Genomic DNA, 15,304 nt, shown 5'->3' on the forward strand with positions numbered 1-15,304 from the left:
GAAGGGTCGTGAGCTCTGTTATCGCTCACAATCGCGAGCGGATTTCGAAACGTTCGGAGTTTGTTTCGAAATCTAGATGATCCAAACTATAGAGAATCATCGATATCTGGTCAACGCCTCCCGCGAAGTTGAAACGCGTGTGGCGACTGGCGCTAGACTGCCGCGATGAGCGTCTCCCCCGAACCGGCCGAACCTCCCAAGGGCCCCCTGACGATCGCGCAGCTCGCCGCCCTCGCCGGCGTCTCGACCGCCACGGTGTCCAAGGTGGTCAACGGGCGCTCGGACGTCGCCGCCGCCACCCGGGAGCAGATCGAGGCGCTCATCCGCGAGCGCGGCTACCGGCGCCAGCGGCGCGCCTCCAAATCGGCCCCGCTCATCGACGTGCTCTTCCACGAGCTGCGGGGGCTCTACGCGATCGAGGTCCTCAACGGCTTCGAGGAGGTCGCCCGCGAGCACCGCCTCGGCGTCGTGCTCTCGGAACTGGGCGGGCGCCACACCCCCGGGCAGGGCTGGGTCGAGGACGTGCTGGCGCGGCGCCCGAAGGGCGTCGTCTCGGTCTTCTCGGCGCTCACCCTGGAGCAGTCCGAACGCCTCTACAGCCGCGACATCCCGCTGGTCCTGCTCGACCCGACCGGCGACCCCGACCACGACGCGCCCTCGATCGGCGCGAGCAACTGGAACGGCGGCCTCACCGCCGCCCGGCACCTGGTGGGCCTGGGGCACCGGCGGATCGCGGTCGTCACCGGCCCCGACCGGATGGAGGCGAGCCGCGCCCGCCTCGACGGCTTCCGCGCGGGCCTGGACCTGGCGGGGGCGACCCTGGACCCGGCGCTGGTGCGCAACGGCGGCTTCGAGATCGTGGGCGGGCGCGAGCACACCCTCGAACTCCTGCGGCTCGACGACCCGCCCACGGCGATCTTCGCCTGCAACGACGGGATGGCCCTGGGGGTCTACCACGCCGCCGCGATGCTGGGTGTGCGCGTGCCCCGGGATCTGAGCGTCGTCGGGTTCGACGACATGCCGCAGGCCCGGTGGATGATCCCGCCGCTGACCACGGTCCACCAGCCGCTCAAGGAGATGGGGGCCGCGGCCGCGCGGATGATCGTCGCCCTCGCCGCGGGCGAGGCCCTGGAGCAGCAGCGCCTCGACCTCGCCACCGAGCTCGTGGTGCGCGACAGCACCGCCGCCCCGGCCGGGTGAGCGGCCGGCCGGCGAAGGAGTCGCCGGCCATGCTCAACCGCACCGATTACATCGTTGCAGATATATCTTGAATGACTCCGAGGATCAGAGCGAGCGCGGCCGGGGGACGCGGGCGATGTCCTTGTTCATGGCCTTCCACTTCGGATAGCCCTTGAGCAGCTGCCCGGTCCTGCGCTCCAGGTACGGCACGGCCTCGAGCGGCACGTCGGTGACGCCGGCCGCCCAGGTCACGAAGTCCGGCATGAGCTCTCTGACCGCGCGGACCACCGGGTCGCGCGGCCCGTACTTCCCCGGCAGGTAGCGCTCCAGGAAGACGAACGAGCTGACGGGGCTGACCGAGAAGCCGTTGAAGCCGTGGAACCAGCACATCTCGTCGATCGCCTTCATGTGCGGCTCGTCGAGCGCGCGGCGGCCGCCGAGCAGGTGCGTCAGGAACGCGCCGTTGCGCAGCCCCTGCTCCTCGTCGGTCGGCGCGACCATCTCGCCGGGGTCCACCTCGACCTGCGGGAGCATCCGCAGCCGGGCCTTCCACAGGGCGCGGACCGCCACGTAGCTGAAGTCGAGCTTGCCCGGGTCGCCGCCGACGCAGAACAGGTCCCAGTCGGTCAGGGACCGCGCGGTCCCCCGGTAGACCTCCTCCGGCTCGCACCGGCGCGGCACGTAGAGCCGGTCGCTGAAGACCGCGTTCCGCTCGCGGTGCGGGCGCAGCAGCTCCTCGAGGTCGGGGTGGTGCCCGCAGGCGGTGACCATGTCGAAGTGGAAGTCGGAGTAGTCCACCGTGTACGAGAGGGCGCAGTCGCCGCTGGGGGCGTGGAAGGACATGAAGTAGGTGCGGCAGTCGCCGTAGACGTCGCCGCCCTCCCAGCACTCCCCCAGGACCAGCTCCTCGCCGTGCCAGCCGGGCGCGGGGACGCCGAGGCCCACCAGCCGCTCGAGGGCCTTGGCGGCGGCGCGGCGCCCGCCCGGGCGCTCCGCGAGCTCCGCCATCGACGCCAGGCTCGCCGCCGCGTACGCGTCGGCCCGGCCCAGGAAGTACTGCACCGCGACGATCTGGAGCTCGGCCACCGAGACGCCCTGGACCTCGGGGATCGTGGCGTTCAACCACATGCTGCCCAGGAACGCCGAGAGGTTGGCCTCGACGGCCATCCGGTCCTCGGGGTCGGGGGTCTGGTCGGCGGGCAGTCCGTCGAGGTGCTTGATCCACCGCTCGCGGTCGTCCTCGGTCATCGGCACCGGGGGTCCCCTTTCACAGGTCCTGGAAGGCGAGTATGCCCGTCGACACTAAGCGTGTTCGATCCTCATTCGCGGCACGCGGGCGGCAGGCGTGTCACCGCCCGGCGGCCGCGCCCTCGGCCCGGGGCCCTGTCGGGGGCTTCGGTTACGGTGGCTTCGGTTGGCCGCCAGAGGAACCGCGGCCGACGCGGCGCGGGCGGGGCCTGCGCCGGGCCTATCGAGAGGACGCGATGACCGACGCACCGGACGAGCGCATGACCGACGGCGAGATCGCCGCCGTCGCGAGCACCGTCGAAGGGGTCCTGCCGCACTACAGCGCCGACGAGGAGGGGATGCGCAAGCTCGCCTCCCACCTCCGCTGGGAGCCCGCCGACCCGGCCGAGTGGCCGCGGGACGGCCAGGGCCGGCCGGCCGGGGTGGTCTGCGCGCTGCCGGGCGGCGGCCGCAAGGTGACCGTCCACTGCGGCCCGAGCGGCGTCGTGGCGCCGCTCTCGCGGATCAGCGGGGACGCGGCGGCGCAGGCCGCGGAGTTCCGGCGGGTGTACGCCGCCGTCCACGGGGCCGTCGGCTTCCCCGACTTCTTCGGGACCTACACGCGCGGCGGAGCCAAGGCGCCCTCCTGGGGCACCCCGTACGTGCGGTGGCGCGGCAAGTACACCACCCTCGCGCTCCGCGCCGGCGTGCACGGGACCGAGCTGGTCCTGGACTACACCGACATCTGGGAGGAGGACTACGTCGACGCCGTGCGGGACGCGCCGAACGGCTTCATCGGCTCGGTCGTCGGCGACAAGCTGATGCACGTCTCCGGTGCCGAGGCGGCCGACTGGGACGAGTGCGCCGACGCCCTCGCCGGCCTGTTCGCCGCGCTGCCGGCCGAGACCGCCGCGCTCGGCGTGCGGCTCGCCCTGGGGCTGTACGGCACCGTCACGCAGTCCGACGGCACCCGCAGCAGCCCGTTCATGTTCGACATCCGCTGCCAGGACCACCTCCACATCGGCTACGACGCGCCCGCGCCCGTCGCCGAGGCGGCCCGCGGCGGCGGCGCGGCGGCCCTCGGCTGGAGGCCCACCACCCCTGAGGCCCTGCAGGTCGGGACCGAACCCGAGCACTTCGACTCGCCCTGGCACTTCGACGGGGGCGGGCCGGGCGCCGCGCGCGCCCGCGAGGCCGCCGAGCTCATCGTCGCCACCGCGCGGGCCGCCGGGGTCCGCGAGGCGGGCGACCTGCGCCTGGGCGGTGAGGCGGAGCGGATCGACAAGACGTACTTCCGCTTCCCGGGGCTGCGCATGGCGACGGTCTGAGGAGGGCCGGTCGGCGCGCGCGCCGACCGGCCGGGCGCCGGCTCCCGGTCGGAGGCCGGGCTTGGTCCGCGAAATGGCACGGCGGGGCGCCGCGTGCCCGACGATGGCAGAGGGGCTCCGCCCCGCAGCCGGACCACAGTGAAGGGGGCGCTCAGGATGGCGCACGATGCCGCACGCGACCGCAAGGACCAGCAGCTCGACCGCGACCGGGTCGTCGACGACGACCAGGCGCTGACCACGCAGCAGGGCGTCCGCGTCGACCACACCGACGACTCGCTCACCGCGGGCGAGCGCGGCCCGACGCTGATGGAGGACTTCCACGTCCGGGAGAAGATCACCCACTTCGACCACGAGCGCATCCCCGAGCGGGTGGTCCACGCGCGCGGCGCGGGCGCCTACGGCGTCTTCCAGCCCTACGACGACTGGCTGGGCGCCCACACGTGCGCCCGGTTCCTGACCGACCCGAACGAGGCCACGCCGGTGTTCGTGCGCTTCTCGACCGTGGCCGGCTCGCGCGGCTCGGCCGACACGGTGCGCGACGTGCGCGGCTTCGCCGTCAAGTTCTACACCGAGGCGGGCAACTACGACCTGGTGGGCAACAACTTCCCGGTCTTCTTCATCCAGGACGGGGCCAAGTTCCCCGACTTCGTGCACGCGGTCAAGCCCGAGCCGAGGAACGAGATCCCGCAGGCCGCCTCCGCGCACGACACCCTCTGGGACTTCGTGTCGCTCCAACCCGAGACGCTCCACACGATCATGTGGCTCATGTCCGACCGGGCCCTGCCGCGCTCCTACCGGATGATGCAGGGCTTCGGGGTCCACACGTTCCGCCTGGTCGACGCGAGCGGGCACGGCACCTTCGTGAAGTTCCACTGGACGCCGGCCCTCGGCACGCACTCGCTGATCTGGGACGAGGTCCAGAAGGTCGCCGGGGCCGACCCCGACTTCAACCGCCGGGACCTGTGGGACGCCATCGAGGCCGGGGCGTTCCCGGAGTGGGAGCTGGGCGTGCAGCTGGTGCCCGAGGAGGACGAGTTCGCGTTCGGCTTCGACCTGCTCGACGCCACCAAGATCATCCCCGAGGAGCAGGTGCCGGTGCGCCCGGTCGGGCGGCTCACGCTCAACCGCAACCCGGACAACTTCTTCGCCGAGACCGAGCAGATCGCCTTCCACACCGCGAACGTCGTGCCCGGCATCGACTTCACCAACGACCCGCTGCTCCAGGCCCGGAACTTCTCCTACCTGGACACGCAGCTGATCCGGCTGGGGGGCCCGAACTTCGCGCAGCTGCCGGTCAACCGGCCCGTGGCCGAGGTCCACAACGACCAGCGCGACGGGTACGGCCAGCACCGCGTCCACACCTCGGCGACCTCCTACAGCAAGAACTCGATCAGCGACGACGCGCCGACGCCGGGGTGCCCGGGCGCGTTCGCGCACTACACCGAGAAGGTCGAGGGCGCCACGGTCCGCAGGCGCTCGGAGAGCTTCAAGGACTTCTACAGCCAGGCCACGCTGTTCTGGAACTCCATGAGCGGGGTCGAGGCCGAGCACATCGTGGCCGCCTTCCGCTTCGAGCTGGGCAAGGTGAACGACCGCGGCATCCGCGCGCGCGTGGTCGACCAGCTGCGCCTGGTCGACCTGGACCTGGCGACGAGGGTGGCCGCGGGCATCGGCGTGCCCGCGCCGGCCGCGGCCGGCGAGCCCAACCACGGCCGCACCTCCCCGGCGCTCTCCCAGTTGACGGACCCGGTCATGAGCGTCGCGACCCGCAAGGTCGCCGTCCTCGCCGCCGACGGCGTGGACGGCGCCGGGGTCGCGCGCCTCGTGGAGGACCTGCGGGCCCGGGGCGCGATGCCGGAGGTCGTGGGGCTCGCGGACGGGGTGGTCCGGGGCGCCGACGGCACCGAGGTGGAGGCCGACAAGGCGCTGCCGACGACGGCGTCGGTCCTGTACGACGCGGTCGCCGTCCCCTGCGGTCCCGAGAGCGCCGCCTCGCTCGCGCGCGACGGCCGCGCCCTGCACTTCGTGGCCGAGGCGTTCAAGCACGCCAAGGCGGTGGCCGGGTTCGGCGCGGGGCTCGACGTGCTGCGCGCCGCGCGGGTCGAGGCGGCCTACGCCGAGGGCCCCGACCCGGTGGAGGACCAGGGCGTCGTCACCACGACCGCGCACGGCGGGGACCTCCCGGCGGGCTTCCTCGACGCCTTCGCGAACGCGATCGCGGCGCACCGGGCCTGGGGGCGCGTCACCGACGAGGTCGCGGCCTGACGAAGCCGCCCCGGGCCTCGAAAGGCCCGGGGCGGCAAGGAAATCGATCGGGACCGGGCCTGCGGCCCGGTCCCGATGCCGCTATTCGCCGGTGACGCCGTCGGCCAGCTCGCGGATGAGGTCGAGGTGGCCGTTGTGGCGGGCGGTCTCCTCGATCAGGTGCAGCAGGACCCACCGCAGCGAGCAGGGCTCCCGGCCGGGCGGCGGCGCCGCCTCGAGCCCGTCGAGCGCCATGCCGTCGGCGATCTCGACGGAGCGGGCGCACTGCTCGTCGTACTCGTCGAGCAGCCGCGCCAGCGGGACGCCGTCGACCCGCATCTCCGCGTCGGGGTCCTCGTCGGTCCAGGGCCCCCGGTCGGGCAGGCCGAGGAGGTCCACCTCGAACCAGGCGTGCTCGACCCAGCGCAGGTGCGAGACGAGTCCCGCCGCGGTCATGAGCGGGGAGGGCAGGAAGGCCCGGTGGGCGAGGTCCTCGGCGAGGCCCTCGGTCTTCTTTCGGACGGTCTGGCGCTGCCAGCGGAGCCGTTCGTAGAGCGCGGTGCGCTCATCGGGCGGTTGGGGTCGGGCTCGGTCGCGTTTCATCGATGCGCTCCAGGTTGACGGGATGCCCCCCGCCCGTGGAGCGACGCGTCAGCGCACTCGGGGGGAGGGGGACACCGGATTGTTCGTTTTCGACACCGCGTCACACCTCCTTCCCGTTCTCGTGCGGTCGGGTGCAGTCTAGCGCCGGGAGCCGCCCGTGCCGCCCCGGGGCCGGGCGAGCCGGTGCGCCCGACCCGGACACGGCACGGGACGCCGGCCTAGCGGGGCGGCCGGGCCGGGGCCTGCTCGACGATCTCGATCGCGATCCCCGGCGGGGCGTGCTCGACGAAGGCGCACGGCAGGCCGTACCCGCCGGCGAAGACCTGGTCCTCGCTCTCCCCCCGTGCGCGCAGGAAGTCGGCGGCGTCGTCCACCGCGAAGCAGACGTGGTGCAGCCCTTCGCCGCGCGCGGCCAGGTGGTCGGCCACGGGGCCGGGTCCCAGCGGCTGCACGATCTGGAAGCTCGCGCCGCCCTCGTCGGCTTCGGCGGCGAGCCACAGGAGCCGGACGCCGGCCGCGTCGACGACCTCGTCGTGGACGCGGCGCAGTCCGAGCGACGCCTCGTACCACCGCGCGGCGCCGTCCGCGTCGTGCGCGGCCACCGCCACGTGGTCGATGCGCCGGACGGCGTCGGGTCGTCCGTTCGCGGTCATGCCCCGATGGCCCCGACGATCGCCTCGCCCATCGCCGAGCAGGTCGCCTCGCCGCCGAGGTCGGCGGTGACCGACCCGCCGTCGGCGAGGACGGCGAGGACGGCGTCGTCGATGAGCCCGGCGGCGCGGATCGCCCGCTCGTCGCCGTGGCGGCGGCCGAGCCAGTCGAGCATCATGGCGGTGGACAGCACCATCGCGGTGGGGTTGGCCTTGTTCCGGCCGGCGATGTCCGGCGCCGAGCCGTGGGCGGGCTGGAACATGCCGTGCTCGTCGCCCACGTCGCCGGAGGCGGCGAGCCCCAGGCCGCCGACCGTGGCCGCCGCGAGGTCGGAGATGATGTCGCCGAACATGTTCTCGGCGACCACGACGTCGAAGTGCGAGGGGCGCTGGACCTGGAAGGCCGTCATGGCGTCCACGTACACGTGGTCCGCGCCGATCTCGGGGTGCCCCTTCGCGACGTCGTCGAACACCGAGCGGAAGAAGGCGTAGGAGCTGAGCACGTTCGCCTTGTCGACGCAGGTGACCATGCGGCGCCCGTCGAGCGGGCGGCCCCCGCGCCCCGCGGCGAGGCCGAAGGCGACCTGCGAGACCTTGCGGGTGCCGGTGTCGGTGATGACGATCGTGTCGGTCGCGACCTCGCCGCGCACGTTCGTGCCGCCCGTGCGCGAGGCGTAGAGGCCTTCGACGTTCTCGCGCACCACCACGTAGTCGATGGGGTCGTCCGCGGCGAGGGTCGGGCGCACGCCCGGCAGGGAGCGCACGGGGCGGATGCCCGCGTACAGGTCCAGGGCGAAGCGGAGGCGGAAGATCACGTCCCCGTTGACCTCGCGGCCGTCGGGGTGGCGCGCCTCGGGCAGGCCGATGGCGCCCATGAGGATCGCGTCGGCGGCGCCGCAGGCGTCGAAGGTCGCCTCGGACATCGCCTCCCCGGTGCGCTGCCAGCGGAGGGCGCCGGCGTCGTGGGTGTCGACGTTCACCGTCAGGCCGCCCACGGCCGAGGCCGCCCGGTCCAGGACGGCCTCGGCCACCTCGGTGATCTCCGGGCCGATCCCGTCCCCGGGCAGGGACACCACTGTGTACGTGCTCATGACACTCCCTCGTGCAAAAATTGGTATTACCGATTTTATCGTATCAGATCAAAGAAGCTGGGATTTAATCGTGAAGACTCGCGTCTTGAGACTTGACAACCGCTAGTTGGTATGACCAATATACGAGTGCAGTCTACTCAAGGAAGAGTTCAATGAGCGATCAGCCATCGACCCGCCCGGTCGATTCCCCAGCCCGAGGGGCCGACGAAGGCCTGGAGCAGTTCCGCGCCTACCGGCCGATCGACGAGTCCGGCATGACCGAGGGCGAGGCGCGGTTCGAGCGCCGGCGCCAGACGATCGGCCTGTTCGCGGGCCCCCTCGCCGCCGTCGTCCTGCTCCTGCTCCCCCTCGACCTGCCGTGGAACCAGCAGGCCCTGGCCGCCGTGTTCACCCTGACGGTGGTCTTCTGGCTCACCGAGGCCATCCCGATCCCCGCGGCCGCGCTGCTCGGCGTCGCCCTCATGATCGTGCTCGGCGTGGCCCCGGCGGGCGACGTCCTGAGCTCCTTCGGCAACACGATCGTCCTGCTGTACCTCGGGGCGTTCTTCCTGTCGCAGGCCCTGCTCAAGCACGGGCTCGCGCAGCGCGTCGCCTTCTCGATCCTGGCCACGCGCTGGGTCGGGAACTCCATCACGCGGCTGATCATCGCGATCGGCGTCGTCACGTGCCTGTTCTCGGCGTTCGTCAGCAACACGGTCACCGTGGCGATGCTGCTGCCCACGGCGCTGGGCATCATCGTCGCCATCAGCAAGCAGCTCGGCCAGGAGGACCCGACCCGGCTGCGCATCGGCACCGGCCTGCTCCTCATGCTCGCCTTCAGCGCCAGCATCGGCGGGGCCGTCACCCCGGTCGGCGCCCCGCACCAGCTCATCGGGCGCGACCTCCTCGAGCAGGCGACCGGGACGAAGGTCTCGTTCTTCCACTGGACGGCCATCGCCCTGACGTTCGCGATCCCGCTGTTCATCGCACTCGTGCTGCTCCTGCTCAAGCTCAACCGGCCCGAGACCACGCGACTGGAGGGGCTGGGCGAGGACATGGCCGCCAGGCGCGCGCAGGCCGGGCGCATGAGCCGCGGCGAGGTCAACACCCTCGTCGTCTTCTTCCTCGTCCTCATCGGATGGCTGCTGCCGGGCTTCACCGGCCTCGTGGTCGGCACCGACTCGGCCGCCTACACCGCCGTCTCGGACGCCCTGGACGAAGGCGTCGTCGCCGTCCTCGGCGCGGCCCTGCTCTTCCTGCTCCCGGTGGACTGGAAGCAGCGGAGCTACACGATCACCTGGCAGGACGCCGCCAAGACCGACTGGGGCACGCTGCTGTTCATCATCTGCGGGGCGGCCTTCGGCACGCAGCTCACCGACACCGGCCTCGCCGAGCGCGTCGGCGGCGCGCTCGGGTCGACGTTCGGCTCCGCCAACCTGATCCTCCTGACGTTCTTCGCGGTGCTCCTGGCGATCCTCATCTCCGAGATCGGCAGCAACCTGGCCGCGGTGGGCATCGTGGTGCCGATCGTGATCCCGATCTGCATGGCCGCGGGCATCGACCCGCTGCTGCCGGGCCTGGCGGCGACGTTCGGGTCCTCCTTCGGGTTCATGATGCCGATCTCGACGCCGCAGAACGCCCTGGTGTACGCCACCGGCGCGGTGCCGATCACCAAGATGGTCCGCACCGGGCTCGTCTTCGACGTGATCGGCGCCGTCCTGATCACCGCGGGGGTGCTGGGCATGGGCAGGCTGCTGGGGATCGGCTGACGCCGCCATCGACTAGGGTCTGTTGACGGACTCCGCCACCCCGGAGTTCGTCGACGGGCCCCGAGCCCCGGTGGGCCCGCGGTCACGGAAGGGTAGGCATGGCAGACCAGGCGGCCGACGCGCCGATCGAGGGGCGGCGGAGCGACGACGTCGCCCGCCGCCTCCTCGACCGCATCCGCAAAGGCGAACTGCGGCCCGGCGACAGGCTGCCGAACGAACGCGAGCTCGCCGCCGACCTCGGCGTCTCGCGACCGGTCGTCCGCGAGGCGATCAGCAACCTGATCGGGCGGGGCGTCGTCACCCCCCGCGGCGGCAGCGGCTCCACGGTGACCGCCATCGGCCCCGCCCACGTCCAGGAGTCGCTGGCGCTGTACCTCAGCGGCAACGCCCTGGACTACCGCTCGATCCACGAGGTCCGGGAGCTCGTCGAGACCTACGCCGCCGGGATCGCCGCCCGGCGGGCGCAGCCGGACGACGTCGCCCGCCTGTCCGCCCTGGTCGAGCGCCTGGAGGACGAGCGGCTCGACGTCGCCGAGCACACGCGGGCCGACGTCGAGTTCCACGCCGCGATCACCCGCCTCACCGGCAACGAGATCTTCGGCCTGATCCTGGCCTCGCTCCACCACGGCCTCGTGGAGGTCCGCGAGCACAACCTCGGGCTCCCCGTGGCGCACCGCGAGGCGGTCCGCTCGCACCGGGCGATCCTGGAGGCGATCACCGACGGCGAGGAGATCGCCGCGCGGACCGCGATGGCCGCGCACCTGCACGCGGTCTTCATGTTCTGGCAGGAGCGCGGCTGAGCGGCGCCGGCCTCACGCGGCGTCGATGCGCGCCGCGACCTTCGCGGAGAGGCGGCCGAGTTCGGCGAACTCCTCGGCGGTGAGGTGGTCCAGGACCAGGCGGCGGACGGTGGCGACGTGCCTGGGGGCGGCGGCCTCGATGGCGGTGCGGCCGTGCGCGGTGATCGCGACGTAGGCGCCGCGGCCGTCCTCCTCGCACTCCTCGCGGGCGACGAGGTCGCGCTTGGACATGCGGCGGATCTGGTGGGACAGGCGGCTCTGCTCCCAGTCGATCTCCCTGGCGAGATCCTGGAAGCGGACGCGGCCCTCGGCGGTGTCGGTGAGGGCGACGAGGACCTCGAAGTCGGCGCTGGACAGCCCCGAGTGCGCCTGGAGGTCGGCGGCCATGCGGGCGGAGAGCTTCATATGGAGGCGCACGAAGGCGCGCCAGGAGCGCTGCTCGTCGTCGCTCAGCCAGGGGACGGTGTCGTTCACCAGCCGATGCTATCCCTGGTTGACAGGTCATCTATCAAGTGCCGGGGTGATCGACGCGTCGATCGGCGCATCGCCCGCGGAGGTTCCCGATGCCACGGCGGCGGAACCGCGCCGCGCCCGCCCGCGCCGAGCCGGACGGTCGGCGCGGGTTCGCCGAGGACCGGCGCGCGGCTCCCGCCGGGCCCGGGAGCCCGGCGGGGGCCGCTCGATCAGCTCCGCGGGCCGAGTTCGGCTCGCAGCCAGTCCAGGAGCTCGGGGGTGGCCCGGTCGACCGCGTCGGCGAACTCGGGGTGGCGCTTGACGAACCGCGCGACGTACGGGCAGACCGGCACGATGCGCTTCCCGGCCGCGCGCGCGTCGAGCAGCGCCTGCTCGACCAGAGTGGAGGCCAGGCCCTTGCGGGCGAAGCCCTGGTCCACCTCGGTGTGGTAGAAGACCCGCCGGTCGCCGCGGTCGCGGTAGGCGGTCAGTCCGGCGCGCGCGCCGTCGACCGCGATCTCGTACAGGCGCTCGGCGTCCACCCGCCGCACGACCGGCTCGCCCGGGTCCCCGGCCCGTTCGCGGGCCGGCGGGTTGCGCCGCGGCATGATGACCGCGTTGGGCAGGGGCGGGGCGGGGAGGCGGCGGCCGGGGTAGCCCTCGACGGCGCCGAAGCGGTCGGAGGCGGCCTCCCAGTCCTCGCGGGCGCGCACGATCTCGTCGTGGGTGCGGGCGATGAAGTTCCACCACATGACGATCTCCTCCTCGAACGGCGGCCCGCCGAGCAGGAGGGTCCGCGCCGGGGCGTCCGCGTCGTTCACCAGCGTCAGGGTGTCCGCGCCGGTGGCCGCGTAGCCGAGTTCGGCCGGGCGGACCACCGTGCCCTCCAAGCGGACGTCCCCGGCGTCGACGAGCAGGCCGTGCTCGAAACCGGGGTCGACGGCGAGGGTGACGGCGGCGCGCGGTTCGAGGTCGATCTGGGCGCCCAGCAGCGGCGTGAAGGTGCGGACCGGTGCGGTGTCCCCGGCGAGCGAGCCGAGGAAGACCCGGAGTTCGGCCCCGTCGACCCGCACCGGCTCGGGCACGTAGTGCTGGAAGTCGCGGTCGGCGCCGCGGTGGGCCTCGGGGAGCGCGACCCACAGCTGGACGCCGTGGAGGACGTCGGTGCCGGGGGTGGAGACCTCGGAGTGGGCGATGCCGCGGCCGCCGGTCATCAGGTTCATCTCGCCGGGGCGGATGAGGGCGTGGCTGCCGAGGCTGTCGCGGTGCTCGATCTCGCCGCTGAAGAGCCAGCTGACGGTCTGGAGGCCGGTGTGGGGGTGCGGGGGCATGTCCATGCCGCCGGCGGCGGGCACGCGGACCGGGCCGTAGTGGTCGGCGAAGCACCAGGCGCCGATGAGGGTCCGGGCCCGCTGCGGGATCGTGCGCCGCACCAGCAGCGCCCGCGGACCGCCGAGGGGGACCTCGCGCGCCGAGAGCACTTCGACCCCGGCCGCGGCGCGGTCCGGCGAGCCGCACCGCACCGCTTCGGGAGTCGCTTCCGCGTTGCTCACTTGGACCACCTGCCATCCGAACTAGTTGTCACATCATCTATATTCGCACCAGCATAACCCCGCGATCATCGGACGCCGACCGGTTCCGGTCGGCGACGCGAAGGAGGCGACCGTGAACGGCGACGGACCCGAGAGGATCTTCATCGACCGGCAGACCCCGGAGGCGTTCGCGGCGCTGCGGGAGGCCTCCCGCGCGGTGCGCGACGCCGCGGCCGCGGCCGGGCTCGACCGGGTCCTGGTCGAACTGGTCAACCTGCGCGTCTCGCAGATGAACCGCTGCGCCTACTGCCTCGACGTGCACACGAAGGCGGCGCTGAAGGCGGGCGAGTCGGCGCGGCGGCTGGGGGTCCTGGCGGCCTGGCGCGACACCGGGCTGTTCTCCCCCGCCGAGCGGGCCGCGCTCGCGCTGGCCGAGGCGACCACCGAGCCGGCGGACGCCGGCGCGCGGGAGGCGGCGTACGGGGAAGCGCGCGGCGCGCTGACCGAGGACCAGATCGCCGCGGTCGTCTGGGCGGCGATCGCCATCAACGCGTTCAACCGGGTCTCGATCATGAGCGGGCACCCGGTGCGGCCGGAGTGAGCCGGACGGTGTCGCCCGTCGCAGTGGCGGCCCATATAGTTGATGCATCATCTATATGAACTTAGGATTGACGCGTCAACCAGTTCCCGGCCGGGCGCCGGGCGATCGAGGAGAGCACCGTGAACGGCATCGAGTTCGGCATCGACAGCTTCGGGGACCTGCCCCGGGACGAGCAGGGCGAGGTCGTCTCGTACGCCCGGGCCATCCGCGCCGCCGTCGACGAGGCGGTCCTGGCCGACGAGACCGGCGTCGACGTGGTGGCGCTCGGCGAGCACCACCGGCCCGAGTTCGCGATCTCCTCCCCCGAGACCGTCCTGGCGGGCATCGCCACCCGGACCTCCCGCATCCGCCTCTCCTCCGGCGTGACCGTGCTCAGCTCCGACGACCCGGTGCGGGTCTTCCAGCGGTTCGCCACGGTCGACGCGCTCTCGGACGGGCGCGCCGAGATCATCCTCGGCCGCGGCTCCTTCACCGAGTCGTTCCCGCTGTTCGGCTACGACATGGCCGACTACGACGCCCTGTTCGAGGAGAAGATCGACCTCTTCCACAAGCTCCTCGACGAGAAGCCCGTGACCTGGAAGGGCACCCAGCGCCCCACCCTGCTCGACCAGGACGTGTTCCCCAAGACCGAGTCGGGGCGCCTGCCCACGTGGGTCGGCGTGGGCGGCAGCCCGCAGTCGGTGGTGCGCACCGCGAAGTACGGGTTCCGGCTCATGCTCGCCGTCATCGGCGGCCCGGCCGAGCGCTTCGCCCCGTACGTCGACCTGTACCGGCGCGCGACCGACCAGCTGGGCACCACCGCCTACCCGGTGGGCCTCCACTCCCCCGGGTTCGTCGCCGACACCGACGACGAGGCCAAGGCGCTGTTCTACCCGGGCTACAAGGTGGTCCGCGACCGCATCGGGAGGCTGCGCGGCTGGCAGCCGCTCCAGCGCGAGGAGTTCGACCGCGAGGTCGAGCACGGCTCGCTCTACGTCGGATCGCCCGAGACCGTGGCCCGCAAGATCGCCAAGTCGGTCCGCGCGCTCGACGTCGGCCGCTTCGACCTCATCTACTCCTCGGCGGGGGCCGTCGCCGCGAGCGCCCGCATGCGCGCCGTCGAGCTGTACGGCGCGAAGGTCATCCCGCTCGTCCGCGAGCTCCTCGCCGAGGCGCCCGAGCGGAAGGGCGCCTGATGGGCGGTGCGACCGTCGGCGTCCTCGGCGCCGGGAAGGTGGGCACCGTCCTGGCCCGGCTGGCGGTCGCGGCCGGGCACCGGGTCCTCGTCGCCGGGTCGGGCGACCCGGAGAAGATCGCCCTCACCGTCGAGGTCCTCACGCCCGGCGCGGTCGCGGTGCGCGCCGAGGAGGCCGCGGGCGAGGCCGACATCGCGATCCTGGCGCTGCCGCTGGGCAAGTACCGGTCCCTCCCCGCCGAGCGCCTCGGCGGCGCGCTCGTCGTGGACGCCATGAACCACTGGTGGGAGGTGGACGGGCCGCGCGAGCGGATCCTGGAGCCGGGCGTCTCGTCGAGCGAGTTCGTGCGGCGGTTCCTCGGGGTCGAGCGCTTCGTCAAGGCGTTCAACCACATGGGCTACCACGACCTCGAGGACGGGGCCCGGCCCGCGGGGGCCCCGGACCGCAAGGCGATCGCGGTCGCCGGCGACGAGGACGGCGACCTGGCGGCCGTCTCGCGGCTCGTGGACGGTCTCGGCTTCGACCCCGTCGTCGCCGGTCCGCTCGCCGAGGGCGTCCGCATGGAGCCGGGCAGCCCGGTCTTCGGCGCCCACGTCGACGCCGGGCGCCTCCGGGAGCTCCTGGAGGCGGCGCCCGGGGCCCGGGCGGGCTGAGACGTCCGTCCCCGGGCGCA

Annotated in this window: 14 protein-coding genes; 8 read left to right on the forward strand and 6 right to left on the reverse strand. The window is 73.0% G+C overall.

The annotated features are described in order from the left end of the window. Nucleotides 1-165: 165 nt before the first annotated feature. Complete coding sequence (locus tag LO763_RS05445) at nucleotides 166-1,200, forward strand: LacI family DNA-binding transcriptional regulator (protein ID WP_230600947.1); 1,035 nt, start codon at nucleotides 166-168, stop codon at nucleotides 1,198-1,200. A gap of 84 nt (nucleotides 1,201-1,284) precedes the next feature. Here the strand turns inward: LO763_RS05445 and LO763_RS05450 are convergent, their stop codons facing one another. Continuing rightward, nucleotides 1,285-2,433: a hypothetical protein gene (locus tag LO763_RS05450; RefSeq protein WP_230600948.1), complete on the reverse strand. Its 1,149-nt coding sequence runs from the start codon at nucleotides 2,431-2,433 to the stop codon at nucleotides 1,285-1,287. A gap of 230 nt (nucleotides 2,434-2,663) precedes the next feature. Here LO763_RS05450 and LO763_RS05455 point away from each other — a divergent pair, with 230 nt between their 5' ends. Together LO763_RS05455 and LO763_RS05460 are read left to right on the forward strand one after the other, a co-directional pair. Continuing rightward, a complete protein-coding gene (locus LO763_RS05455; protein ID WP_230600949.1) occupies nucleotides 2,664-3,734 on the forward strand; it encodes a hypothetical protein in 1,071 nt (356 codons plus the stop codon). Nucleotides 3,735-3,890: 156 nt separating this feature from the next. Continuing rightward, entirely contained in the window at nucleotides 3,891-5,999 is a 2,109-nt protein-coding gene (locus LO763_RS05460) for a catalase (RefSeq protein ID WP_230600950.1), read from the forward strand. 81 nt (nucleotides 6,000-6,080) lie between these two features. Here LO763_RS05460 and LO763_RS05465 read toward each other — a convergent pair whose 3' ends face one another. The 3 genes from LO763_RS05465 to LO763_RS05475 all read right to left on the reverse strand — a co-directional run bounded on the left by LO763_RS05465 (nucleotide 6,081) and on the right by LO763_RS05475 (nucleotide 8,322). Beyond that, nucleotides 6,081-6,581, reverse strand: a complete 501-nt coding sequence (locus LO763_RS05465) for a DinB family protein (RefSeq protein ID WP_230600951.1) — start codon at nucleotides 6,579-6,581, stop codon at nucleotides 6,081-6,083. Nucleotides 6,582-6,799: 218 nt separating this feature from the next. Then, on the reverse strand, nucleotides 6,800-7,234 hold the full coding sequence (locus tag LO763_RS05470; protein WP_230600952.1) for a VOC family protein: 435 nt from the start codon (nucleotides 7,232-7,234) through the stop codon (nucleotides 6,800-6,802). Beyond that, nucleotides 7,231-8,322, reverse strand: coding sequence for an isocitrate/isopropylmalate dehydrogenase family protein (locus LO763_RS05475; protein ID WP_230600953.1), 1,092 nt, complete (start codon nucleotides 8,320-8,322; stop codon nucleotides 7,231-7,233). The genes LO763_RS05470 and LO763_RS05475 overlap by 4 nt, the downstream gene beginning before the upstream one ends. Nucleotides 8,323-8,474: 152 nt before the next feature. On the opposite strand from LO763_RS05475, the gene LO763_RS05480 reads away from it, so the two are divergent. Then, nucleotides 8,475-10,070: an SLC13 family permease gene (locus tag LO763_RS05480; protein WP_230600954.1), complete on the forward strand. Its 1,596-nt coding sequence runs from the start codon at nucleotides 8,475-8,477 to the stop codon at nucleotides 10,068-10,070. A gap of 98 nt (nucleotides 10,071-10,168) precedes the next feature. Beyond that, nucleotides 10,169-10,870, forward strand: a complete 702-nt coding sequence (locus LO763_RS05485) for a FadR/GntR family transcriptional regulator (RefSeq protein WP_230600955.1) — start codon at nucleotides 10,169-10,171, stop codon at nucleotides 10,868-10,870. A gap of 12 nt (nucleotides 10,871-10,882) precedes the next feature. Here LO763_RS05485 and LO763_RS05490 read toward each other — a convergent pair whose 3' ends face one another. Beyond that, nucleotides 10,883-11,344 carry a MarR family winged helix-turn-helix transcriptional regulator gene (locus LO763_RS05490; protein ID WP_230600956.1) on the reverse strand — a complete coding sequence of 154 codons (462 nt, stop codon included), beginning with the start codon at nucleotides 11,342-11,344 and terminating at the stop codon, nucleotides 10,883-10,885. A 209-nt stretch (nucleotides 11,345-11,553) separates the two neighbouring features. Then, on the reverse strand, nucleotides 11,554-12,876 hold the full coding sequence (locus tag LO763_RS05495) for a bifunctional pirin family protein/GNAT family N-acetyltransferase (RefSeq protein WP_230600957.1): 1,323 nt from the start codon (nucleotides 12,874-12,876) through the stop codon (nucleotides 11,554-11,556). Between the two features lie 112 nt (nucleotides 12,877-12,988). Between LO763_RS05495 and LO763_RS05500 the strand changes: the two genes are divergently transcribed. From LO763_RS05500 to LO763_RS05510, 3 genes are all read left to right on the forward strand, one after another. Next, nucleotides 12,989-13,456: a carboxymuconolactone decarboxylase family protein gene (locus LO763_RS05500; protein WP_230600958.1), complete on the forward strand. Its 468-nt coding sequence runs from the start codon at nucleotides 12,989-12,991 to the stop codon at nucleotides 13,454-13,456. 119 nt (nucleotides 13,457-13,575) lie between these two features. Continuing rightward, on the forward strand, nucleotides 13,576-14,631 hold the full coding sequence (locus LO763_RS05505) for an LLM class flavin-dependent oxidoreductase (protein WP_230600959.1): 1,056 nt from the start codon (nucleotides 13,576-13,578) through the stop codon (nucleotides 14,629-14,631). Then, the gene (locus LO763_RS05510; protein ID WP_230600960.1) at nucleotides 14,631-15,284 is read left to right on the forward strand and encodes an NADPH-dependent F420 reductase; all 654 of its coding nucleotides are present in this window, start codon (nucleotides 14,631-14,633) and stop codon (nucleotides 15,282-15,284) included. Before LO763_RS05505 ends, LO763_RS05510 begins: the two co-directional genes overlap by 1 nt. Nucleotides 15,285-15,304 lie beyond the last annotated feature (20 nt).

The organism is Glycomyces amatae (genome assembly GCF_020991375.1).
Classification (GTDB): Bacteria; Actinomycetota; Actinomycetes; order Mycobacteriales; family Micromonosporaceae; genus Glycomyces; species Glycomyces amatae.